This window comes from Nocardia alni, from assembly GCF_019038435.1.
Taxonomy (GTDB): domain Bacteria; phylum Actinomycetota; class Actinomycetes; order Mycobacteriales; family Mycobacteriaceae; genus Nocardia; species Nocardia alni.
Window position 1 is genome coordinate 1 of the sequence record NZ_JAGPOX010000161.1, and the last position, 21180, is coordinate 21180.

Sequence of the window (21180 nt, forward strand, 5' to 3'; positions counted from 1 at the left end):
CCCCCGGGCCGAGTACGGAGATGTCCCCCCACATCCCCGCCCGAACGTTCGCTATCGCGAGGCGTAGAGCCCGAACAAATCGCCTACCACTCCCGGCCGAATACATGGTACTGGCAGCTGTCACCCAAAATCGTTCCGAGTGCGATGTCCAGGGAGGTTGCCCCTCACCGAGCAGCCCGTACGAGCACTGAGCAATAGCTATACCGACTGCTCACTGCCCACATGGTCTGCTCAGTCACACAAGACGGTGCGGATTCCCCGTACGGCCCAGGCAGACCCAGCCTGAACAGCTCAACGCCACGATTCGCACCCGCCACGTGCCGATTCACACAGGGTTCCGTAGTTTCTCGCCAGACCTCAGAGCCCAACCACTCGAGGGGACCCAATCCCCCTCAGCCCCCCTGCACCCGGACCCAACCGCCCCGGGTCCACCTCGCAGCCGCGGCAGTCCTCAATTCCCGACGTAGCGCAACCAGCGTCTCGTTCTCCCCGACCACCACACCAGACTGCTCAATCTGCTCTCCGGCCCGCTGCACCCGGGCCCACACCTCAACTGCGAGCAGCACCCGCTTCCCGAGCCAGGCCGAACACATCGGCTCGCCCCGCCCCAAAGCCAGACGGCCAAACCCCTCCTTCAGCCCTGGTCACCGAAATCCGCACCTAATAACGGCGATGTTGTCGCCCGGCCTCTGCCCCGGCCCCCACAGCCGCAGGCACCGCGCAATTCCCGACCCAGCGCAACCACCAGCATCTCGTTCCCCCCGACCTCCACCGCTCTCCGGCCTGCCACGCCCGAGCCCACCTCGGCTACGACCAGCACCTAACCTCTCGAGGCAGGCCGAACACAAAAGTCTCGTCCCTCGCGACCTCCACGCCAGTAGGCTGATCCGCACTCCGGCCTGGTACGCCGGGCCCACACCTCAGCCGCGGGCGGCGCGCAATTCGCGAGGCAGAGCGAACACCAGCGTCTCGTTGGCTGTGGTGACCGGCTGGACGTCGCCGTAGCCGTGTTCGGCCAGTAGATCCAGCACGCCTTGGACCAGGATCTCCGGGACCGAGGCGCCGGAGGTGACGCCGATGGTGCGGATGCCCTCGAACCAGGCCGGGTCTACCTCGCGCGCGTAGTCGACCAGATGCGCCGACTGGGCGCCGGCGCCGAGCGCGACCTCGACCAGGCGCTTGGAGTTGGAGGAGTTGCGCGAGCCGACCACGATCACCAGATCGCATTCGGGCGCCATCGCCTTCACCGCGACCTGGCGGTTCTGGGTGGCGTAGCAGATGTCGTCGCTCGGCGGATCCTGCATATCCGGGAAGCGCTCGCGCAACCGCTGCACCGTCTCCATGGTCTCGTCCACCGACAGGGTGGTCTGGGACAGCCAGATCACCTTGCTCTCGTCGCGCACCGTGACATTCGCGACCGACTCGGGGCCGTCCACCAGTTGCACGTGATCGGGGGCCTCACCGGCGGTGCCCTCGACCTCCTCGTGGCCCTCGTGGCCGATGAGCAGGATGTCGTAATCGTCGCGGGCGAAGCGCTTGGCCTCCTGATGCACCTTGGTGACCAGCGGGCAGGTGGCATCGATGGCGTGCAGGCTGCGGGAGGCGGCCTCCTGATGCACCATCGGCGACACGCCGTGCGCGGAGAACACCACGACCGAACCCTCGGGCACCTCGTCGGTCTCGTCGACGAAGACCACGCCGCGTTCGCGCAGCGTCTCCACGACGTGGCGGTTGTGCACGATCTCCTTGCGCACGTAGATCGGCGCGCCGTGCTTGTCCAGCGCGCGCTCGACCGTCTCCACCGCCCGATCCACACCGGCGCAGTAGCCACGCGGCTCGGCGAGTAGTACGCGCTTGGCCGATCCGGTGGCGCTCGTACCCGCCGACCGGGCAATTCCGACGTTCAAGGGGATAGCGGAGGACATGCCCACAGCTTACGTGCGGACCGTTTTCGACACGCGCGCAGTCGCGCCCAGTACCGTGTCGTGCGACCCGACACGCATGTGAATCCACTCACAGGTTCGACGCGGCCGGTTCCCGCACAGGCGTGGTCACACCGGAGATCCGGGGGCGGAAGCATACACTCGAATGAACGTCAGGAGAATGGCGCAGGTGGATCCCCTCCTTTGTTTCCCACCACGAATCGGGCAGGCTAGGGCTATGTTTCGACCGCCGTTCGTCGCCCGGCTCGCCGCCGGTGCCGCCGTCTACGCCCTCGAGGAAGCCCGTCGGCTGCCGGCCACCGCAATGAATCTGCCGATCACCGCGATCAGTCAACTGTTGCAGACCACCATGCACGCGCAGCAGTTCGTCACCAGCCTCGCGCTGAAGGGTGACGAGGTCTTCGATCAGCTGATCAACCGCCCGCAGGAACAGCCCGCGTGGGCGACCTTCGACGAGGACGACGAGGACGGCGCGCCCGGCCCCACCGCGTCCCTGAGCCGCTTCGACCTCTACGCCGAGGCCGGTACGTCCGAGGCCGAGTTCGCCGCGCACGAACCGGCGTCCACCGAATCCGAACCGGAATCCGCCACGCTGGAGGCGACGTTCATCGCACCGGAACCGGAGTTCGACGAGCCCGACGACCCCGAACCCGACTCGGCGACAACAGGTTCCGCCATCATCGCCGGATCCCCCGACGCCGCGAAGGCGAACGGCAACGGCCACGCGATCGCCGAACCGGAGGTAGCCACCCGATACGACTACCTCAATATGACCCTGGCCCAGCTGCGCGCCCGCCTGCGCATGCTCACCCTCGGCGACCTCGACGCGCTGCTGACCTACGAGCGCCAGACCCGCGACCGGGCGGCCTTCGTCACGATGCTGACCAACCGGATCGCCACAGTGCAGGCCCAGTGACGGAGGAACCGGCACAATCGGCCCCTGCGCGCCCGGCGAATTCGGCGGAGAACCCATGGCCGGTGCGCAGCATCGCATTGAAGGTGGCGCAGTGGATCGACCGGCTCGGCAGCGTCTGGGTGGAGGGGCAGATCACCCAGATGAACCTCCGCCCCGGCACCCGCACCGCCTTCCTGGTGCTGCGCGACCCGGCCGCGGACATGTCACTGTCGGTGACGTGTGAGCCTGCGTTGCTGCGCAATTCGGCCGTAGAGCTGCAAGAGGGCAGCCGCGTCGTCGTCTACGGAAAGTTCGGCTACTTCACCGGACGCGGCACATTGTCGTTGCGGGTCACCGAGATTCGTCCGGTCGGCATCGGCGAACTGCTGGCCCGGATCGAGCGGCTGAAGGCGCTGCTGGCCGCCGAGGGCCTGTTCGATCAGCGCCTCAAGCGACCGATTCCGTTCCTGCCCGGCACGATCGGGCTGATCACCGGCCGCGCGAGCGCGGCCGAGCGCGATGTGCTGAGCGTGGCCCGGCAGCGTTGGCCCGCAGTGCGTTTCGAGGTTCGCAATACCGCGGTGCAGGGCCCGACGGCGGTACCGCAGATCATCGATGCCCTGGCCGAACTGGACCGGCATCCGGACGTGGACGTGATCGTGCTGGCCCGCGGCGGCGGCAGCGTCGAGGACCTGCTGCCGTTCTCCGACGAAACCCTGTGCCGCGCCATCGTTTCCGCGAAGACTCCGATCGTGAGCGCGATCGGGCACGAGCCGGACAATCCACTGTCGGACTACGTCGCGGACCTGCGCGCGGCCACACCCACCGACGCTGCCAAACGCGTCGTCCCCGACGCCGCGGCGGAACTGTCGATGGTGCACGATCTGCGCGAGCGGTCCGCGGCGGCCCTGCGCGGCTGGGTACAGCGCGAGTTGCGCGCCCTGGATTCACTGCGCTCACGCCCGGTGCTGGCCGATCCGCTGCGCCTGCTCGACCAGCGCCACGAGGAGATCCAGCGGCTGCGCACGACCACCCAGCGCGCCATCGAACACACGCTCACCGCCGAGTCCACGACAACTCGGCACCTGCGTGAAAAACTCACCGCCGTCGGCCCGGCCGCCACCCTCGCCCGCGGATACGCTGTTGTACAGCGTGTTTCGGGAGCAGAGCGGCACGTGATCCGCTCGGTCGACGACTCCCCGCCCGGCTCCCAGTTACGCATCCGCGTCGCCGACGGCGCGATCAGCGCCGCCGCACTGGGCGTCCAGACCATCACCAAGGAGCCCCCGCAGTGACCGATAGCGATGCCGCGACGAACGACCTCGCCGAGATCACGACCTTCGGCTACGAGCGCGCCCGCGACGAGTTGGTGAACGTGGTGAAGATGCTCGAACAGGGCGGCATGGACCTGGACGACTCCCTGACCCTGTGGGAGCGCGGCGAGGCGCTGGCCACCCGCTGCGAGGAACATCTCGCCGGCGCCCGCAAACGCGTCGAGGACGCCCTGTCCCGCCGGGAGATCGGCGACGAGCAGTAACCCCAGTGCAGAATCTCACTCTCAAAACCGAGAACGAGACTTGTGATGTCACGATCACTCGAGGTTGTCTTGATGTGAGCGGCGAACACTGGGTTCCGCACGCCGGAGCTGAGCGGCACGGACCGCTGCGCCGAAGATGAGGAGACGCCGTGACAGAGGTCGACGACAGGCTGGCCAAGCGACGGCACATCCTGCTCGAATTGGGATTCACGACCAAACGCGTCGGCGACGAGCTGCACGGTTCGGCGGTGATCACGCCCGAGATGCACGTGCCCGGGACCTCCCGGCTGCGCACGTCGATCCTGGCGACGTGGTCCGACACCATAGCGGGTCTGCTCTCGGGGCTGGTCATGCATCCCCGCGTGCCGGTCACCCTGGAACTGGACATCAATCTGTACCGCCCCGCGCCGAGCACGGGCGAGGTGCGGGCCGTCGGCCGCACGGTCAAGGCAGGACGCTCGGTGGTCGTCGCGGAGATCGAGTTCAGCTGTGACGACGTGCCCTTCGCCTTCGGCGCCGCCTCGTTCATGGCCGCGCCCAATCCCGACGTGCGGGTTTCGCGCCCGTTCCTGATCGATTTGCCGCGGAACAACCAGCGGCTGACCATGCCGCTGGCCGAACGCGCGCAGTGCGAACGACGCAGCCCCGGCGTGGCGGTGCTGCCCCGGACAGAAGAGGGCCTGAACGCCGCCAACACCATCAATGGCGGTCTGATCTCCCTGGCCGCCGAGGAGGCCGTGCTGTCCCTTGCACCGGGCCGCACCCTGTGCTCCCTGGGCCTGCGCTACCTTCAGCCGGCCCGAGTCGGCCCGCTGGTCGCGACCGCCACCCTGCGCGAGGGCGTCGGGCGGGTGGAGCTGCGCGATTCGGGCAGCGACAATCGGATGGTCACGCTGGCCACGGTCAGGACCTTCGACGAGCCATAAACGCGCGATGCACGAATTCGACTCCGGGAAACTTCTCGCCACGACGGCGATCGTCCGCGAGGACGGCGAATCGACCATCGAAATCCGTTCCGGCGTGCCCACCCCCGAGGACTACTGCCACCTGCGTGCCGACTGTGGAATGGGCCCCCGATCCGACGCGGGAGCGGCGATCGGCCTGCCGAACTCCTGGTACGGGGTGCTGGTCCTGCACGACGGCCGTCCCGTGGGTATGGGCCGGATCATCGGCGACGGCGGCTGCTTCTTCCAGATCGTCGACATCTGCGTGCTGCCGCCCTTTCAGGGGCACGGTCTCGGGAGATCCATCATGCGCGAACTCACCCGCGAATTAGACTGCCGCGCACCGGCTTCGGCATACGTCTCGTTGATCGCCGACGGTGCGGCACACCACCTCTACCGGCAATTCGGGTTCATCAACACCGCACCGAGTTCCATCGGCATGCATCGCGTGGTCCTGTAGACACCCGAGCCGCCTACCTCGGCAGGCCGCTCAATCTTCCTGTCCCAGGAGGCCGATCAGCCGTTCGTGCACCGCCCGCCACCTGCCCGGAGGCAGATCCGCATCGGCGAGGATCTCCAGGGTGCGAACCAGCTGCAACGACCGGATACGCTGTGCGAGAACGGGCTCGGCCGGATCCAGACCCATGCCCGCGAGGAATTCCGGCAGCCCCGCCGCCAGCACGTCGGCCCCGCACAACCCCACCGACCATGCCCACCAGGCCGCGTCGTACAGCGGATCGGCCACACGGACGAATTCGACATCCAGCAGACCGGTCACCGTGTCGCCGTGTACGAGAATGTTGACCGGTGCGTAGTCGCCGTGGGCGAGCACCGCGGGACGGCCCTCGAACAGGGCGGGCAGCTCGGCCAGCACCCGTTCCAGGGTGGCGACCTGCTCGGCGGACAGCGCGGGCGCGAGACATTCGGCCCAGGCGTCGGCGCGGGCGGCCAGATACCGCGGACGGGCCCACATATCATCGAGTTCCACATCGGCACAGGGCAATTCGGAGAATTCCACGAGCGTCTCCCCCATGGCCCGTGCCAGCCTGGGAAAATTCGGTCCACGCAGCACCGATTCCTCGCCCGCAGCGCCCGGCAGCACCTCGAACACGACCCAGGGCGGGTCCTCCTCGAGTTCGTACAGCCGGATGCCCGCGAGCGCAATCCCCCTGTCCGCGGCCGGATCTCGCAACGCCTCCAGAATCCGCAAGCACCACTCGGCATCCTCACGCCTTCGGAACTGCCGCGGCGCCACGCGGGAACCGTCCCCCAGGGTCACCACATCGAGGTGCTTCCCGAATTCCTGCTCGGCCGACGCCACCTCGATAACCGGTTGGTCCAATGCCTGCTCGAGCCAACCGAAGTCCGCACGATCCACCCGACCAACGGTAACCGAAACGTTCGCTCGTCAACCGCCAGTTGCGTGGATCGGGCACCGAGAATCCGCGCACCACCGGGGAATCAGCAGGTAGGCTCAGGCCTTCAGCGGCTGCGCCGCATCGATCGAACCGGCCAGAGTCATATATGCCGACTGGTTGCCCGCGCCCTTGATCAGCACCCGCACGGCGCCGAAATCGGCGATCCAGGCCGGTTCGTTGCCCTGCACGTGGTACACCGTCCACTTCTGGCCGCCGACCATCTCGGCGCCCGAGGGCATGCGGGTCTGCAGAACGTGATCGGCCAGCGCCGATTCGGTCGCGTTGGACTGCGTCAACTGCATGTACGTGCCCTGCGGTGAGATGTATCCGACGGTGCTCACATCGCCACCGTCCGCCCCGGTGATGGTGTCACGGCTGCCGGAGTTGGGCCGCCAATCGCTCGGCAGACTCGGCTGCCGGATCGGGAAAGGCAGGCTGTGCGCGTCGTCCTGCAGCGCGTCCCGGACATCGAAGTGCGGCACGGCTCCCGTCGTCGGACCGTGCGTCGAAACGCTGCACTGCTGGCTGAGGGCGGCCAGAACCACGCAGATCAGCACCAGCGGAATCAGCGACCAGATCAGGTCTCTGTAGTCGTTGAGGATCCGGGGCTTCTGATTCGGCACGCTCTGTAGTATGGCCTCCGCTTCGCTACGGCGGGTTCGCGGCCCCCGAGGGGCCGATTCTTCCTCCTCCGCTCCTCCGCTTCGCTCCCCCGCTCCGTCGGTCCAGAATCGACCCGGGCCGCGAACTCTGTAGTCTGCTCACCGCCCATGCTTCCGGTGCACCATGGCGAGGTGGGGATCACAGCTCGTCTACCAGCCAAGTGACGGAACTACGGAACGCTAGCGGGTAGTACCCGTCAGTCCGTACTGACCGTTCTGCGACAATTTACGCAGCAGTAGACAACTACAGGAGGCACCGCAAATGACGGCACCTACCCCTTCGACCAGCCGCCGCGAGGCTCCCGACCGGAACCTCGCACTGGAGTTGGTCCGGGTGACCGAGGCGGGCGCGATGGCCGCGGGCCGCTGGGTCGGCCGGGGCGACAAGGAGGGCGGCGACGGCGCGGCGGTCGACGCGATGCGTCAACTGGTGCACACCGTGTCCATGCGGGGCGTCGTGGTGATCGGCGAGGGCGAGAAGGACGAGGCGCCCATGCTGTACAACGGCGAGGCGGTCGGCGACGGCACCGGCCCGGAGGTCGACTTCGCGGTCGACCCGGTCGACGGCACGACCCTGATGTCGAAGGGCTCGCCGGGCGCGATCGCCGTGCTCGCGGTGGCCGAGCGCGGTGCGATGTTCGACCCGTCGGCGGTGTTCTACATGGAAAAGATCGCCGTCGGCCCGGAGGCCGCCGACGTCATCGACCTGGCCGCTCCGATCACGGAAAACCTGCGCCGCGTGGCCAAGGCCAAGGGTTCCTCGGTCTCCGACCTGACCGTCTGCATCCTGGACCGCCCGCGGCACGGTCAGCTCATCGGCGAGGTGCGCGAGACAGGCGCCCGCGTACGCCTGATCAACGACGGTGACGTCGCCGGCGCCATCGCCACGGCCCGTCCCGAATCCGGCATCGACATCCTGATCGGCACCGGCGGCACCCCAGAGGGCATCATCGCCGCCGCGGCCATGCGCTGCATGGGCGGCGCCCTCCAGGCCCGCCTGGCCCCCACGGACGCTGCGGAGCGGCAGAAAGCCCTGGACGCCGGCCACGACCTCGACCGCATCCTGAGCACCGAGGACCTGGTCGCCGGCGATAACGTCTTCTTCTGCGCCACCGGCGTCACCGACGGCGACCTGCTGCGCGGCGTGCGCTACTACGGCGGCGGCGCCTACACCCAGTCGATCGTCATGCGCTCCAAGTCCGGCACGGTCCGCATGATCGACGCCTACCACCGCCTGACCAAACTGCGCGAGTACTCCTCGGTCGACTTCCTCGGCGACGAACACGCGGTCCCGCCGCTGCCGTAATCGGCGAGTCACCGCGTCGGGCGGATCGGCCGTTCGATGCGGCCCGCCTCGACCGTTTCGCGACGGACCGAGCTTCGAATCGCGTGCCCACCTCTGGCTTCCGGAGGTGGGCACGTTCGGTTTCGGGCTCTGCCGATGCGGATGGCCGGGCAATTCCGACTCGATGCGGCGCACAGCAGGCACACAGGGCAAATTCTCCGTAACGGCATCCGCGGACCGTACGACAGCTAGTACAAATCGGTCGGGAATGTCTCGGAAGTGCAGCAACGATGTCAGTAAGACTTTCTCGCGCGGCGGCGATCGTCGCGGCCGCGGTCGCGGTGGGTGCGCCGTCGGCGGGAGCAACGCCCACCACGCCCGCGCCGGCTCCCCCGGCCGTCACCCTGGGCGGTAATCTCGGCGGGCTCACCGTCGGCGCCGGTGTGGGTGGCGCCCCGGCCCCGACCGCGACGCCCGGAGTCCCCGGGCAGCCGAACGGTGGAATCGGCATAGGTGTCAACGGCAACGGCCAGACGGGGGCGGGCATCAACACCGGTGCGGGCGCCGGCGGCCAGATCGGAGCGGGTGCCGATCCCGGTGTGGGTGTCAACGGCAACGGCCGGACAGGCGCGGGCATCGGCGTAGGTACCAACGGCCACACCGGCGCGGGCATCACCACCGGCGTCAACGGCAACGGCCAAACGGGCGCGGGCATCGGCATCGGCGCGGGCGCCAATGGACAGCCCGGTGCGGGCATCAACGTGAACGGCAATGGGCAAACCGGCCCGGGGATCAACGGGGGCGTAGGTGTCAACGGCAATGGCCAGACCGGAGCCGGTATCGGCATCGGCGCAGGTGTCAACGGCAATGGTCAAGTGGGTGCGGGTGTGAACGCACAGGGCGGCGGAGCGCTCGGCGCAGGCCTGAACGGCGGTGGTGCGGCGCTCGGCGGCATCGATCTGGCCGCGGCCGGCGCGGGGGCGGCCGGACCGGACATCGCGTACGGCATGGCCATCCCGGCCGATGCCACCCTGGGCATTCCCGGCGGCCCCGCGGTCACCGATCAGATTCCGGCCGGCGGGTACGTCGTCCCGAAGGGCGCACCGGACACCGGCGCGGGCGGCCTGGCGCAGCAGGTGAGCGAGCAGTGACCACCAGAATCAATTCCGGCGCAAGACGTTTCGGTACCGCCGCAGCCGCACTGGCGCTCATCGCGATCCTCGTCACCGGTTGCGGATCGTCGACCAGCACATCGAGCACCGCCGCCGCGTCCAGTAAGGCCGCGACCACCGCCGCACAGACCGCACCGCCGATCAGTCGCTCGACCCCGGTGTCGTTCAAGATCTCCTCGATCAACGCCACGGGGTCGCTGATCGCGCTGGGACTGAATACCGACGGCTCGGTCCAGGTCCCGGCCAACTACCAGCAGGCCGGCTGGTACCAGAAGGGCCCCGCCCCTGGTGAGCAGGGTTCGGCGGTCATTCTCGGGCACGTCGACTCGTACAAAGGCGTCGGAGTGTTCTTCTACCTGAAGAACGTCAAGCCCGGAAACATGATCGACGTGACCCGCGCCGACGGAAAGACCGCGCACTTCAAGGTCACAGATGTGCGCATGTACAACAAAACCCAGTTTCCCGACCAACTCGTCTTCGGCCCCCGCGGCGGAGCGACCCTCCAGGTGGTGACCTGCGGCGGCCAATTCGACCAGACCACCAAGAACTACCTGTCCAACGTGGTCGTCTATTCATCCCTCACCTCGGTGACCTAGATACCTATTCCCGGCCCGGATGTGCGAAAACCCTCACGGCGTGCCAGCACATGCCGGGCCGGGTCGGGCCTAGGCTCGGGATTATGAGCGACGAGACGCGGTATCGGACCGAGCGCGACACGATGGGGGAAGTCAAGGTTCCGGTGGATGCGCTGTGGCGGGCGCAGACGCAGCGGGCGGTCGAGAATTTCCCGATCAGCGGGCGGGGGCTCGAGCGGGCGCAGATCCGGGCGCTGGGGCTGCTGAAGGCGGCGTGCGCGGTGGTGAACCGGAATCTCGGACTGCTCGATTCCGGTAAGGCCGAGGCGATCATCGCGGCGGCGGGTGAGATCGCCGAGGGGAAGCACGACGAGCAGTTCCCGATCGACGTGTTCCAGACCGGGTCGGGCACCAGCTCGAACATGAACGCCAACGAGGTGATCGCGAGCCTGTCCGCGGCGAGTGGCGTGAACGTGCATCCCAACGACGACGTCAACATGTCGCAGTCCTCGAACGACACCTTCCCCACCGCGACGCATCTGGCGGCGACCGAGGCCGTGGTGAAGGATCTCATCCCGGCCCTCGGCCACCTGCGACTTCGCTTGCAGGACAAGGCGGCCGAGTGGCACGGTGTGGTGAAGTCCGGGCGCACCCACCTGATGGACGCCGTGCCGGTGACGCTCGGCCAGGAGTTCAGCGGCTACACCCGGCAGATCGAGGCCGGAATCGAGCGGCTGACAGCGACATTGGTCCGTCTGGGCGAGTTGCCCATCGGCGGCACGGCCGTCGGCACCGGACTGAACGCCCCGGCCGAATTCGGCGCGAAAGTCGTTGCCGAACTTCGTCGTTCGACCGGACTCGACGAACTATCCGAGGCAAGGAATCATTTCGAGGCGCAGGCCGCACGTGACGGCCTGGTGGAGGTCTCCGGCGCGCTGCGCACTGTCGCTATCTCACTGACCAAGATTGCCAACGACATTCGCTGGATGGGCTCCGGCCCGCTGACGGGCCTGGGCGAGATCCAGCTGCCGGATCTGCAGCCGGGCTCGTCCATCATGCCCGGCAAGGTGAATCCCGTTCTGCCCGAAGCAGTCACGCAGGTCGCCGCGCAGGTGATCGGGAACGACGCCGCGATCGCCTGGGGCGGCGGCAACGGCGCGTTCGAACTGAACGTCTACATCCCGATGATGGCCCGCAACGTCCTGGAGTCGATCCGCCTGCTGGCCAACGTCTCCCGCCTGTTCGCGGACCGTTGCATCACCGGCCTCACCGCCGACACCGAGCGCCTGCGCCACCTGGCCGAATCATCCCCGTCGATCGTCACGCCACTGAATTCTGCGATCGGCTACGAGGAGGCGGCCGCCGTGGCGAAACAGGCCCTGAAGGAGAAGAAAACCATCCGCCAGACGGTCATCGACCGCGGCCTCATCGGCGATAAGCTGTCCCTCGAGGAACTCGACCGCCGCCTGGACGTGCTGTCCATGGCGAAGGTGCAGGATCCGCGGTAACCGTCCGGCCGGTTACACCGCCGCGCCGACCAGGGCCGGGTAGTCCCGCAGGTCGATATCCTTGGCCGCCCTGTCGGCGTACTTCGTCATGAGGGCGAACGAGCGGGATCGGAAGAACCAGTTGCGCATCCGGATGCCCCGCGCGGTCCTGGGCGCCAGGAAGCGTCCGGCATTGGAGTTGCCGGCGATCTTGGCGTAGCGCCGCATGATCTCGTCGTACCGGGCGAAGGCGAGGGTGTGATCGCCTCCGGCGACGGCCAGTTCACCGGCCAGGACGTAGGCGCCGACCAGCGCGAGGCCGGTTCCGAAGCCGCCCAGGGTATTTCCGTATCCCGAATCGCCCACGAGCGCGAAACGCCCCTTCGTGTAGTGGCCGTCCAGCCGGACCTGGCTGAGCGAGTCGAGGTAGAAGTCCTCCAGTCCGGGCAGTTCCGCGAGCATGGCCGGAACGGGCCCGCCGATTCCGGCGAAGGCGTCAGCGAGGATCCGCTGTTGCGCGTGCACGTCGTCGCGCGGGATGTCGATCTCCGGAGAGGCGAAGATGTAATGCTGCGCCGCCTTGAAACCGCCCCGCACTGCCAGCCGCCCGGGCGCGTTGTAACCGGTCGACCGTATGCGCACCGGCGGCTCGTCGGGGTCGTGGCCCAGCCCCGCGGTACCGGCGATGCAGTAGTAATAGCCCAGGTAGTGGACATAGTCCCGTTCGGGGCCGAAGGCCAGCCGCCGCACGCGCGAGTGGATGCCGTCGGTGCCGAAGACCAGATCGAACGTGCGCGCGGGCGCATGCTCGAATTCGACATGGACGCCGTCGGCGGTCTCGCTGAGCCCGGCGATCGAATCGCCGAACAGGTATTCACATTTTCCTGCGGTCCGCTCGTACAGGATCCGAGCCAGATCCCCGCGCAGAATCTCCACATCCCCGCCGGTGAAATCGCCTGACATCACCGCTAATTCGCGCCCTGACTCGTCGGCGAACACCAGATCGGTCGTCCCGGTGCGCTGCCGCGTGATCTCCTCCCACACCCCCATGCGCTCGAGCACGGTGCGATGCGTGGGGCCCTTGAAGTCGATGGCCTGCCCGCCCGGGCGCAGCCGCGGCGCCCGCTCGACGACGGTGACATCGAAGCCGTAGCGGTGCAGCCAGTAGGCCAGGGTCGGTCCGGCGATGCTCGCGCCGGAGACGAGAACGCTCTGATTACGCATGGTGAGCTCCTGTTTTCTAATTGTGTCTGTCGGACGCAATTTAGCGTATGGCGGACACAGTTTTGAGTCAAGCCCGAATTCGGCCAGGATGGGGAGATGACCGGACCGACCGCCCTCGAACTGCTGTGGGGCACCCAGCAGCGCCCCAAGCGTGGCCCGAAGCCCTCGCTGTCGCTCGAGCGCATCGTCGCCGAGGCCATCGGGCTCGCGGATTCCGAAGGGCTGGAGCAACTTTCGATGCAGCGTCTGGCAGAGCGGCTGGGCTGCGCGAAGATGGCGCTGTATCGCTACGTGCCGGGCAAGGCCGAGCTGATCTCGCTGATGCTGGACGGAACGATGGCCGGCGCCCCGGATCTGGTTGCCGCGACGAAGGACTCGGCCGAGGAACCGTGGCGGGCAAGGCTGCGCGCCTGGGCGGTGGCGACCTTCGAGTGGCAGCGCGCGCACCCGTGGACGCTCGCCGTCATTCTCAACTCACGTCCCTTCGGCCCCAACGAGATCGGCTGGTTCGAGGCCGCCCTGGCCGCGCTCGCCGATACCGGCCTCAACGGCCCCGAACGACTCGACACACTGGTATTGCTGTCCGGTCACGCCCGCACGCTCGCCCAGGCAGCCCTGGGCGGCCAGACCGGCGACCTGGAGGAGGGGATGGCCCACCAATTCACGCAGGCCGTGGCCGCGCGGGCCGGGGACTTCCCGCACACGCTGGCCGCCTTCAGCGAACAGGCCACACCGGAGTCTCGCGACAACGCCCTGCACTTCGGCATCGACCGCATCCTCGACGGCCTCGCCGCCCTCATCGCCACCCGCAACCCCGAAATCCAGCCGGTCCAGCCACACCGATAGGACCGAAAGCGGCAAACACGACGGGCGAAGTGGGGCGGAATCCGCGCTATGAGGCCCGCGGGCGTTTTACAGTCGGTGCATGGCCGAAAAACCGGAGCTACGTCAGGATGCGATCACCACGGTCCGCGAGTTCTTCGCGGCGCTGGAAACAGGGGCGGTGGACGAGGCGCTCGAGCTGCTCGACGCGGATATCGTGTGGAAGAACACCTCACTGCCCGACGTGCGCGGCATCGGGCGCGTGGACGCAGTGCTGCGCGGCCTGAGCCGGGACTCGTTCGGCTTTCGCGCCGATATGCACCACATCGCCGCGGAGTCGGACGGGCGCCCCGCCTCCGAGGGCGACACCGTACTGACCGAACGGACCGACTATCTGCGGTTCGGGCCGATCGAGATCGCCTTCTGGGTGTGCGGCACGTTCGAACTCGTCGACGGCCGCATCACCCTCTGGCACGACCACTTCAGCTGGGAGAATTTCCTGCGCGGGACGGCGCAGGGTCTCTGGGGAGCCCTGTTACGCCGTCCCTGACGGACGCAGGTGGGCCAGCTCGGCGCGGGCTTTCTCGCCGTTTTCACCGAAGTCGTTGCGGCCGAAGACATTCCAGCGTTCGAGCAGCGGGCCGAAGACCAGCTCGCCCTCGCGCGCCGGATCGTAGACCCCGGCCTCGGCCAGCACCGCGGTGCTGTTGCGGCCATCGGCGAGGGTGACCTCGGGGACGGCGAACGCCGCGACCTGGTCGGCGATCGCGCGCATCGTCTGATCCGGGGCCAGGTCCAGGCCCGCGGCCACGAGGTTGGCGAAGAACTCGGACTGCAGTTCGTCGTCGGCGGCGATGCGATCGGCGATCGCTGTGACCATCAGGTTCTCACCCAGTGCGGCGATGGTGCGATGCCGGACTCCGGCGGCGCGCTCCTCGAGGGCACATGCGGCTAGCACATCCATCAGATGCAGTGCGGGACGGCGGAATCCGGCGGTCATATGGGCCATCCGCATCCGCTCGAGTTCCACCGGATCCACCCCGCGGGTGACCATCAGGTAGTTGCGGATCAGGATCTCGTGCCGGTTCTCCTCGGCCGTCCACCGGCCGACCCATCGCCACCACGATCCGGTGCGCAGGTACTTGCCGATCTCGCGGTGATACGAGGGGAGGTTGTCCGCGATGAGCACGCTGACGGTCAACGCCAGCTTCGCGACATCACCGAGCTCGGATTGCTCCGGCTCCCAGTCGATTCCTCCGAGAAAGCCGAAGTTCCGGCCGTCGTCCCAGGGCACGTAGTCGTGCGGCTGCCAGCCGTCGGCCGCGTCGATATGACGCCGGAGGTTTTCCTCGACCTCCGCCGCGAGCGATTCCAACAGCTCACGATCCGTCAATAGAATTTGCACGTCGCCAACCTACAGATTGTCCGCGGAAAATGGTAAGCCCGAACCACCCGCCCCGGGGACCAATGATCCCCGGGGCGCGAAACGTCACTTCATCGTGACCGAGATCTGCTGGTTCACCCAGCTGATGGTGCCGCCGGTGAAGTCGCTCTCCTTACCGCCGGGAACGTCCTTCTCGTCGCTGGTGGGGTAGCCGAACTTGCCGTTCACGCCGCCCTCGCTCTCCCACTTCTTGCGGATCTCGCCCCATGCCACGTGCGCCTGGGTCTTCTCGCTCCAGCAGATGACCCCGCCGGTGAATTCCTGGCAGGAACCGCCGTCCGGGCCGCTCACCGCGTTGGCGGTCGGCGGGCCGAGTGGGCTCGAGACGCCGCCCATCTCCTGGTATTTGGCCAGCAGGTGCCCGGAGACGGTGAATTCGCCACTGGGCGTCTGGATCTTGGTCTCGCCGGCCCCGGCGCTCTGCGTGGTGGTCTCGGCGGAACTCTGCGTGGCGCTCGAGCTGGTCGTACTGGACGACGAATCGCTGTTGCTGTTACTGCATCCGGTGAACAGCAGCGCCGCGGCGGCGAGGGTCATCGTCACTGCGGCGGTGCGTCGAGCAAGGTGGTGCATGTCCATCCTCTCGAGAGGAGTTGCCGGTCGCGACCGACGCCACCGGCAACTCGAATCCGATGTACAGCTATGCTCTAGCGAACCTTAGTTGATTCGCAACAACATTGCCGAACTGGAGTCTCGGTGAGATCTCCCACCAACTCTCGAAAGCTATGGACTTGCTACAGGTTCGGCCCGTACTCCTCCAGCATCTCGGTGACCAGCGCCGCGATCGGCGAGCGCTCGCTGCGGGTGAGCGTGACGTGCGCGAACAGCGGATGCCCCTTGAGCTTCTCGATCACCGCCGCGACACCGTCGTGCCGCCCGACGCGCAGGTTGTCGCGCTGGGCGACGTCGTGGGTGAGTACCACCCGCGATCCGCTGCCCAACCGGCTCAGCACCGTCAGCAGCACATTGCGCTCGAGCGACTGCGCCTCGTCCACGATCACGAACGAATCGTGCAGCGACCGGCCGCGAATGTGGGTGAGCGGCAACACCTCCAGCATGCCGCGGCTGAGCACCTCCTCCAGCACCTCCGGGCTGGCCAGCCCGTCGAGGGTGTCGAAGACCGCCTGGGCCCACGGGCCCATTTTCTCGCTCTCCGAGCCCGGCAGATAGCCCAGCTCCTGGCCACCGACCGCGTAGAGCGGGCGGAACACCACCACTTTGCGCTGGGTGCGCCGCTCCAGCACCGCCTCCAGGCCCGCGGTCAGCGCGAGCGCCGACTTGCCGGTACCGGCTTTACCGCCCAGCGAGATGATGCCGATGCTCTCGTCCAGCAGCAGATCCAGGGCGATGCGCTGTTCGGCCGAACGCCCATGCAGCCCGAAGGCCTCGCGGTCGCCGCGCACCAGCTGCACCCGCTTGTCCGGGGTCACGCGCGCCAGCGCGCTGCCGTTCGCACCCAGTAGCCGAATTCCGGTGTGGCAGGGAATATCCCGAGCCTCGTCCAGATCGATCACCGTATCGGCGTAGAGCCGGTCCACGGCCTCCGGGCTGACGTCGAGTTCGGCCATGCCGGTCCAGCCGGTGGTGATGACGTCCTGTGCGTGATACTCCTCCGCCCGCAGGCCCACCGCGCCGGCCTTGACCCGTAGCGGGATGTCCTTCGACACCAGCACCACCGTCTTGCCTTCGGCGGCAAGGTTGAGCGCGCAGGCCAGAATGCGGGAATCGTTGGTGTCGGTGCGGAATCCGACCGGAAGCACCTCCGGATCGGTGTGATTGAGCTCGACGTGCATGATGCCCGTGCCGATCGGAATAGGCTCGTCGAGGCGGCCGTGCTCCAAGCGCAGATCGTCCAGCAGCCGCAAGGCTTCACGGGCGAACCAACCCAGTTCGTGGTGATGGCGTTTGGCTTCCAGTTCGCTGATCACTACCAGGGGAATGATCACCTGGTGCTCTCCGAAGCGTGTCAGGGCCCAGGGGTCCGACAACAGGACGGAGGTGTCGATCACGAAGGTTTTCAATCCGGAATTCTCGCCGGAGCCGGAAGTACAGGCTCCCTTTCCGGTGCGGCCGCTCTCCTTGGAGCTGGCATTCGAGGAAGCGATGACGGAGCGTGCATCAGTCACGGTGGGCTCCTTTGTTGCCCGTGCTACACCCGCACGGACGTATCTCGCTGGACCGGTCCGCCTTGGGGTCTAATCGACCCGAGGGCCGGGTGCCGGCCCCCTCGCACTGAAGTTCTCAGCCACGATCAGGACCTCCCGTACGAGTCGCACCTACGCGGCTCGCACTCCCGACGTTACTGCTGTTTTGCGGTTCCGGCTTGCCCGTTTTCGAGCGTGTTGGTGAAGATCCCGTTAACGCACAGCTCGGCCCCAACGGCGTATTTCCGCTTGGAACATCTCAAAACTGCTGGTCAGAGGCCATTCGATGAGGTGCGGCAGGATGCCGGAGGGTCGCGACATGCCCGGAATACGCAATAATCACGCCACGCCGATGATCGGTGCGTCAGTCGCGCAATCGCTCGAGTAGCACCGGAATGTGGCTGTGGGCAATGTCTTTCACCGCGGTGATCAGTGTGACATGTCCCACATCTGCCAGCTCGCGCAGCTGGTCCAGGGCCTGCCGATGCTCGTCGTCGGCGAGTTCGTCGCGGTATCGCCGGGCGAATTCGGCACGGCGCTCGCCTGGATCGGCGTGAAACCACCGCCGCAACTCGGCCGACGGCGCCACCGCCTTCATCCAGTCGTCGATCCGTGCCTGCTGTTTGCCGACTCCGCGCGGCCAGAGCCGATCCACGAGTACACGACGCCCATCGACGTCCTCAGGCCTGTCATAGACGCGCTTCACCTCGAACGCACGTTCCCCCTCGAGCGGCCGGTCCGTCACAACAAGTAGTTTAGGTTCATGGCCGACGCCGCCGAGCTGGAGAAGCTCACATCCAAGGAGTTACACGACCGCGCCGTCAAGCACGCGGTGCGCCACGGTGACGTGCGCTTCCTGTGGAAACTGCTGGAACAGATCCCCGCCGCCGAGGCCGCCACGGGCAACCTCGACGAGAGTACCGCCGACATCAAATACGTCCTGCCCATGCTGGACGACTACGTCCACGCGGGCGAGGGCGAGGTGGCCGAGGTGCTACGTCCGCTGTACGTGGAGTACCTCGCCGAACACTCCTGAGCGAACGGTTGACTTGGAGTGCTCTCCAAGTCATAGCGTTGGTCCCATGAGCGACTCTTCCTCACAAACCAACGCCGGGCGGATCCGCCTCGGCTATCAGATGCCGGTCTTCAGCCATCCGGCGTCGGCGCGGGAGATCTTTCCCTCGGTGATCGCGCAGGCGCGGGCGGCCGAGGCGGCCGGATTCGACGCCGCGTTCGTGATGGACCACTTCTATCAGCTGCCCAACCTGGGTGCGCCCGAGGAGCCGATGCTCGAGGCGTACACGGCCCTGGGTGCGCTGGCGACCGCGACCGAACGAATTCAGCTCTCCACCCTGGTCACCGGCAACACCTACCGTAATCCGGCGATGCTGGCCAAGACCGTCACGACCCTCGACGTGGTCAGCGGCGGTCGCGCTGTCCTCGGCATCGGGGCGGGCTGGTACGAATTCGAGCACATCGGCTACGGGTACGAATTCGGCACCTTCACCGACCGCTTCGAGCGGCTCGAGGAGGCGCTGGCGATCATCGCGCCCATGCTGCACGGCCAGCACCCCACGGTCGACGGGAAGTGGTACCACACCCACGAGGCCCTGAACAACCCGCGCATCCGCGACGACCTGCCGATCATGCTGGGCGGCGGCGGCGAGAAGAAGACCTTCGGCATGGCCGCCCGCTACGCCGACCACCTCAACATCATCTGCAACGCCAGCGACCTGCCCCGCAAGATCGAGGCGCTGCACGCCCGCTGCGAGGAGGTCGGCCGCGACCCGAAGACCCTGGAAACCAGCTTCCTGGCCTTCACCATCGTCGACGAGGACGGCGACCGCGCCCGCAAATTCCAGTCCGACATCAACGCCAAGGCCGCCGCGGACCTGACCGACCGCCAGTTCGTCGGCACCCCCGACGACGTCGCCGACCAGGTCCAACGCCGCATCCTGGACCACGGCGTGAACGGCGTCATCGCCAACATGGTCGCCAACGGCCACGAGGAGGGCGTCCTGGAACTCGCAGGCAAGGCCCTGAGCCCCCTGGTCCACAACAACTGACCACGGAAGACCGTGCGCCCCTCGCGAATACGAGGGGCGCACGGTCATCGAAATCACGGACTACGCGTACGGCTCGCGCAGAAGTTCGTTCTCGGACAGCACCTGTGCCGCCGCGTCGCGCCATTGGCCGGCAGCGAGATAATGTCGGCGCACACCGGCGCCCGCCGACTGGATGAGTTCCACGCGTTGCAGCAGGTTCAGATCACGGAGGGCTTGGTCGCGGGTGAGGCTTTCGTCTGCCGCGTAGCTGGAGCGGCGCAGGTTTCCCTCCGCCGCGGCGAACAGCGCGATGGCGGTGCGGTCATGTAGGCCGAGCTTCGCTGTCAATTCTATTGCCTTGTCCCACAAGGTATTTGCCGAACGAACACGCTGATCCACGAGCTGGGCCTGTAGATGGTGCGCGCGCAGACAGAACCGAACCCAGGCGTGCGTATCGTGCTGCGGCAGGTACGACCCACCTTGGGACTGCGCCAGGGCCGTGTAGTACTCGGCGGTGTTCACCGTGCTCATCCCCAGCCACTCCTCGATCGAGGAGAACTCCGGCGCGAGCACCTTGTCTCGCGCCAGCACCAGCGTGTGCAGACAACGCGACATCCGACCGTTGCCGTCGCGCCACGGGTGAATGCTCACCAGGTTCAAATGCGCCATGGCCGCACGCACGTACAACGGCTGATCGGTATCGCCGTTCTCCAACCAGTCCACCAGCTCCGCCATCAGCGCGGGGACCTGCACGGCCTCCGGGCCGACATACGCGGGCGGACGACCGCGACCACCGGTCACGAGGATCGGCCCGCCCCTATAACGCCCCGGCGACATGTCCGGACGATGGCGCAACATCATGAAATGCAGCGCTGACAACAGCATCTGCTCATAGGTGAAGACCTCGAAGTGCGCACTGTGCTGCACATATGTCAGCGCCTCGTGGTAGCCCGACACAGCCGCCAACGCCACTTCATCGGATTCGGGGTGCACCTCCGACCCGGCCACGATCGATTCCGCGTCACTCAGGCTGACGGTGTACCCCTCGATCGTGTTGGATCCCACGACGGCCCTCGCGACTAGATTGCGCCGCAGGGGCCGATCCCAACGTCGCGGTTCCACCATGAGATGACGCAATCGATCCCGAAGATCATCGATCTCCGCCAGAACACGTTCGTCGTGACGGTCGAGCTCCGGAACGGAATACAGCATACACACAAGCCTACTATGCGACTAGCCTCATCGCATACTCGCAAGTCTAGCTTATCGGGAAGTCCGCGCCGCAGGCATCCCCGACTACGGATAGCCGGATCAACGACGGGGCTTATCGCGCGGTACCACCAGCGAGAAGCGAACCCCTGACGCGTTCACCCGCGCCTCCGCGAACTTCTGGGCACCGCAGTTGGCTGCGGTCCGCCGATTCTCATGTCTATCATCTAACGAGGTAGCCGTGGGTGTCGATCGACGTAGCCGAGGGTGGGAGCTCAGATGGACGAGACCGATTCCGATATGGGCAACTTTTCAGAGACGATTGCCGAGATCGACCGGAAGCAGGGGGATTTCGAGGCCGCCGATCACGGGGG

22 protein-coding genes are annotated in these 21180 nt (G+C 67.0%); 13 read left to right on the forward strand and 9 right to left on the reverse strand.

The window, feature by feature from the left end; translation table 11 throughout:
* Positions 1 to 920: 920 nt before the first annotated feature.
* Complete coding sequence (locus tag JZ791_RS37795) at positions 921 to 1925, reverse strand: 4-hydroxy-3-methylbut-2-enyl diphosphate reductase (protein ID WP_216901758.1); 1005 nt, start codon at positions 1923 to 1925, stop codon at positions 921 to 923.
* A gap of 235 nt (positions 1926 to 2160) precedes the next feature.
* Between JZ791_RS37795 and JZ791_RS37800 the strand changes: the two genes are divergently transcribed.
* From JZ791_RS37800 to JZ791_RS37820, 5 genes are all read left to right on the forward strand, one after another.
* Positions 2161 to 2859, forward strand: coding sequence for a lipid droplet-associated protein (locus JZ791_RS37800; protein ID WP_216901759.1), 699 nt, complete (start codon positions 2161 to 2163; stop codon positions 2857 to 2859).
* Entirely contained in the window at positions 2856 to 4133 is a 1278-nt protein-coding gene (gene xseA / locus JZ791_RS37805) for an exodeoxyribonuclease VII large subunit (RefSeq protein ID WP_216901760.1), read from the forward strand. Before JZ791_RS37800 ends, xseA begins: the two co-directional genes overlap by 4 nt.
* The gene (locus JZ791_RS37810; protein WP_216901761.1) at positions 4130 to 4375 is read left to right on the forward strand and encodes an exodeoxyribonuclease VII small subunit; all 246 of its coding nucleotides are present in this window, start codon (positions 4130 to 4132) and stop codon (positions 4373 to 4375) included. Before xseA ends, JZ791_RS37810 begins: the two co-directional genes overlap by 4 nt.
* Positions 4376 to 4524: 149 nt before the next feature.
* The gene (locus JZ791_RS37815; RefSeq protein WP_216901762.1) at positions 4525 to 5301 is read left to right on the forward strand and encodes a hotdog domain-containing protein; all 777 of its coding nucleotides are present in this window, start codon (positions 4525 to 4527) and stop codon (positions 5299 to 5301) included.
* Between the two features lie 7 nt (positions 5302 to 5308).
* Complete coding sequence (locus tag JZ791_RS37820) at positions 5309 to 5779, forward strand: GNAT family N-acetyltransferase (protein ID WP_216901764.1); 471 nt, start codon at positions 5309 to 5311, stop codon at positions 5777 to 5779.
* A 30-nt stretch (positions 5780 to 5809) separates the two neighbouring features.
* Here the strand turns inward: JZ791_RS37820 and JZ791_RS37825 are convergent, their stop codons facing one another.
* Positions 5810 to 6697, reverse strand: coding sequence for a phosphotransferase family protein (locus JZ791_RS37825; protein ID WP_216901766.1), 888 nt, complete (start codon positions 6695 to 6697; stop codon positions 5810 to 5812).
* Positions 6698 to 6793: 96 nt separating this feature from the next.
* Complete coding sequence (locus JZ791_RS37830) at positions 6794 to 7360, reverse strand: DUF4245 domain-containing protein (protein ID WP_216901775.1); 567 nt, start codon at positions 7358 to 7360, stop codon at positions 6794 to 6796.
* 301 nt (positions 7361 to 7661) lie between these two features.
* On the opposite strand from JZ791_RS37830, the gene glpX reads away from it, so the two are divergent.
* The 4 genes from glpX to JZ791_RS37850 all read left to right on the forward strand — a co-directional run bounded on the left by glpX (position 7662) and on the right by JZ791_RS37850 (position 11939).
* Entirely contained in the window at positions 7662 to 8705 is a 1044-nt protein-coding gene (gene glpX, locus JZ791_RS37835) for a class II fructose-bisphosphatase (protein ID WP_216901777.1), read from the forward strand.
* 269 nt (positions 8706 to 8974) lie between these two features.
* Complete coding sequence (locus tag JZ791_RS37840; protein WP_216901779.1) at positions 8975 to 9835, forward strand: hypothetical protein; 861 nt, start codon at positions 8975 to 8977, stop codon at positions 9833 to 9835.
* Positions 9832 to 10452, forward strand: a complete 621-nt coding sequence (locus JZ791_RS37845) for a class F sortase (RefSeq protein ID WP_308163358.1) — start codon at positions 9832 to 9834, stop codon at positions 10450 to 10452. The genes JZ791_RS37840 and JZ791_RS37845 overlap by 4 nt, the downstream gene beginning before the upstream one ends.
* Before the next feature lie 83 nt (positions 10453 to 10535).
* Positions 10536 to 11939 (forward strand): class II fumarate hydratase, encoded by a 1404-nt coding sequence (locus JZ791_RS37850; protein WP_216901781.1) that lies wholly within the window; start codon positions 10536 to 10538, stop codon positions 11937 to 11939.
* Between the two features lie 12 nt (positions 11940 to 11951).
* Here the strand turns inward: JZ791_RS37850 and JZ791_RS37855 are convergent, their stop codons facing one another.
* Positions 11952 to 13142: an FAD-dependent monooxygenase gene (locus JZ791_RS37855; protein ID WP_216901783.1), complete on the reverse strand. Its 1191-nt coding sequence runs from the start codon at positions 13140 to 13142 to the stop codon at positions 11952 to 11954.
* 96 nt (positions 13143 to 13238) lie between these two features.
* Between JZ791_RS37855 and JZ791_RS37860 the strand changes: the two genes are divergently transcribed.
* Together JZ791_RS37860 and JZ791_RS37865 are read left to right on the forward strand one after the other, a co-directional pair.
* Complete coding sequence (locus JZ791_RS37860; RefSeq protein ID WP_216901785.1) at positions 13239 to 13988, forward strand: TetR/AcrR family transcriptional regulator; 750 nt, start codon at positions 13239 to 13241, stop codon at positions 13986 to 13988.
* Between the two features lie 79 nt (positions 13989 to 14067).
* On the forward strand, positions 14068 to 14514 hold the full coding sequence (locus tag JZ791_RS37865; RefSeq protein ID WP_216901787.1) for a limonene-1,2-epoxide hydrolase family protein: 447 nt from the start codon (positions 14068 to 14070) through the stop codon (positions 14512 to 14514).
* Here JZ791_RS37865 and JZ791_RS37870 read toward each other — a convergent pair.
* From JZ791_RS37870 to JZ791_RS37885, 4 genes are all read right to left on the reverse strand, one after another.
* On the reverse strand, positions 14500 to 15369 hold the full coding sequence (locus JZ791_RS37870; RefSeq protein ID WP_308163360.1) for an acyl-ACP desaturase: 870 nt from the start codon (positions 15367 to 15369) through the stop codon (positions 14500 to 14502). The genes JZ791_RS37865 and JZ791_RS37870 overlap by 15 nt on opposite strands.
* An 84-nt stretch (positions 15370 to 15453) precedes the next feature.
* A complete protein-coding gene (locus tag JZ791_RS37875; protein ID WP_216901789.1) occupies positions 15454 to 15981 on the reverse strand; it encodes an LGFP repeat-containing protein in 528 nt (175 codons plus the stop codon).
* Between the two features lie 161 nt (positions 15982 to 16142).
* Positions 16143 to 17429 carry an RNA 5'-3' helicase PhoH2 gene (gene phoH2, locus JZ791_RS37880; protein WP_216901804.1) on the reverse strand — a complete coding sequence of 429 codons (1287 nt, stop codon included), beginning with the start codon at positions 17427 to 17429 and terminating at the stop codon, positions 16143 to 16145.
* A gap of 487 nt (positions 17430 to 17916) precedes the next feature.
* Positions 17917 to 18297 carry a DUF488 domain-containing protein gene (locus JZ791_RS37885; protein WP_216901791.1) on the reverse strand — a complete coding sequence of 127 codons (381 nt, stop codon included), beginning with the start codon at positions 18295 to 18297 and terminating at the stop codon, positions 17917 to 17919.
* 18 nt (positions 18298 to 18315) lie between these two features.
* Here JZ791_RS37885 and JZ791_RS37890 point away from each other — a divergent pair, with 18 nt between their 5' ends.
* Together JZ791_RS37890 and JZ791_RS37895 are read left to right on the forward strand one after the other, a co-directional pair.
* Complete coding sequence (locus tag JZ791_RS37890) at positions 18316 to 18588, forward strand: hypothetical protein (RefSeq protein WP_216901793.1); 273 nt, start codon at positions 18316 to 18318, stop codon at positions 18586 to 18588.
* Between the two features lie 46 nt (positions 18589 to 18634).
* Entirely contained in the window at positions 18635 to 19618 is a 984-nt protein-coding gene (locus JZ791_RS37895; RefSeq protein WP_216901795.1) for an LLM class F420-dependent oxidoreductase, read from the forward strand.
* 60 nt (positions 19619 to 19678) lie between these two features.
* Here JZ791_RS37895 and JZ791_RS37900 read toward each other — a convergent pair whose 3' ends face one another.
* Complete coding sequence (locus tag JZ791_RS37900) at positions 19679 to 20809, reverse strand: Fic family protein (RefSeq protein WP_216901797.1); 1131 nt, start codon at positions 20807 to 20809, stop codon at positions 19679 to 19681.
* Between the last annotated feature and the right edge of the window lie 371 nt (positions 20810 to 21180).

Excerpts from the sequence above, each read along its gene's own strand:
- JZ791_RS37795 (WP_216901758.1), bottom strand. The coding sequence starts at position 1,925 with ATGTCCTCCGCTATCCCCTTGAACGTCGGAATTGCCCGGTCGGCGGGT.
- JZ791_RS37800 (WP_216901759.1), top strand. The coding sequence starts at position 2,161 with ATGTTTCGACCGCCGTTCGTCGCCCGGCTCGCCGCCGGTGCCGCCGTC.
- JZ791_RS37820 (WP_216901764.1), top strand. The coding sequence starts at position 5,309 with ATGCACGAATTCGACTCCGGGAAACTTCTCGCCACGACGGCGATCGTC.
- glpX (WP_216901777.1), top strand. The coding sequence starts at position 7,662 with ATGACGGCACCTACCCCTTCGACCAGCCGCCGCGAGGCTCCCGACCGG.
- JZ791_RS37840 (WP_216901779.1), top strand. The coding sequence starts at position 8,975 with ATGTCAGTAAGACTTTCTCGCGCGGCGGCGATCGTCGCGGCCGCGGTC.
- JZ791_RS37850 (WP_216901781.1), top strand. The coding sequence starts at position 10,536 with ATGAGCGACGAGACGCGGTATCGGACCGAGCGCGACACGATGGGGGAA.
- JZ791_RS37855 (WP_216901783.1), bottom strand. The coding sequence starts at position 13,142 with ATGCGTAATCAGAGCGTTCTCGTCTCCGGCGCGAGCATCGCCGGACCG.
- JZ791_RS37860 (WP_216901785.1), top strand. The coding sequence starts at position 13,239 with ATGACCGGACCGACCGCCCTCGAACTGCTGTGGGGCACCCAGCAGCGC.
- JZ791_RS37865 (WP_216901787.1), top strand. The coding sequence starts at position 14,068 with ATGGCCGAAAAACCGGAGCTACGTCAGGATGCGATCACCACGGTCCGC.
- JZ791_RS37875 (WP_216901789.1), bottom strand. The coding sequence starts at position 15,981 with ATGCACCACCTTGCTCGACGCACCGCCGCAGTGACGATGACCCTCGCC.
- JZ791_RS37890 (WP_216901793.1), top strand. The coding sequence starts at position 18,316 with ATGGCCGACGCCGCCGAGCTGGAGAAGCTCACATCCAAGGAGTTACAC.
- JZ791_RS37895 (WP_216901795.1), top strand. The coding sequence starts at position 18,635 with ATGAGCGACTCTTCCTCACAAACCAACGCCGGGCGGATCCGCCTCGGC.
- JZ791_RS37900 (WP_216901797.1), bottom strand. The coding sequence starts at position 20,809 with ATGCTGTATTCCGTTCCGGAGCTCGACCGTCACGACGAACGTGTTCTG.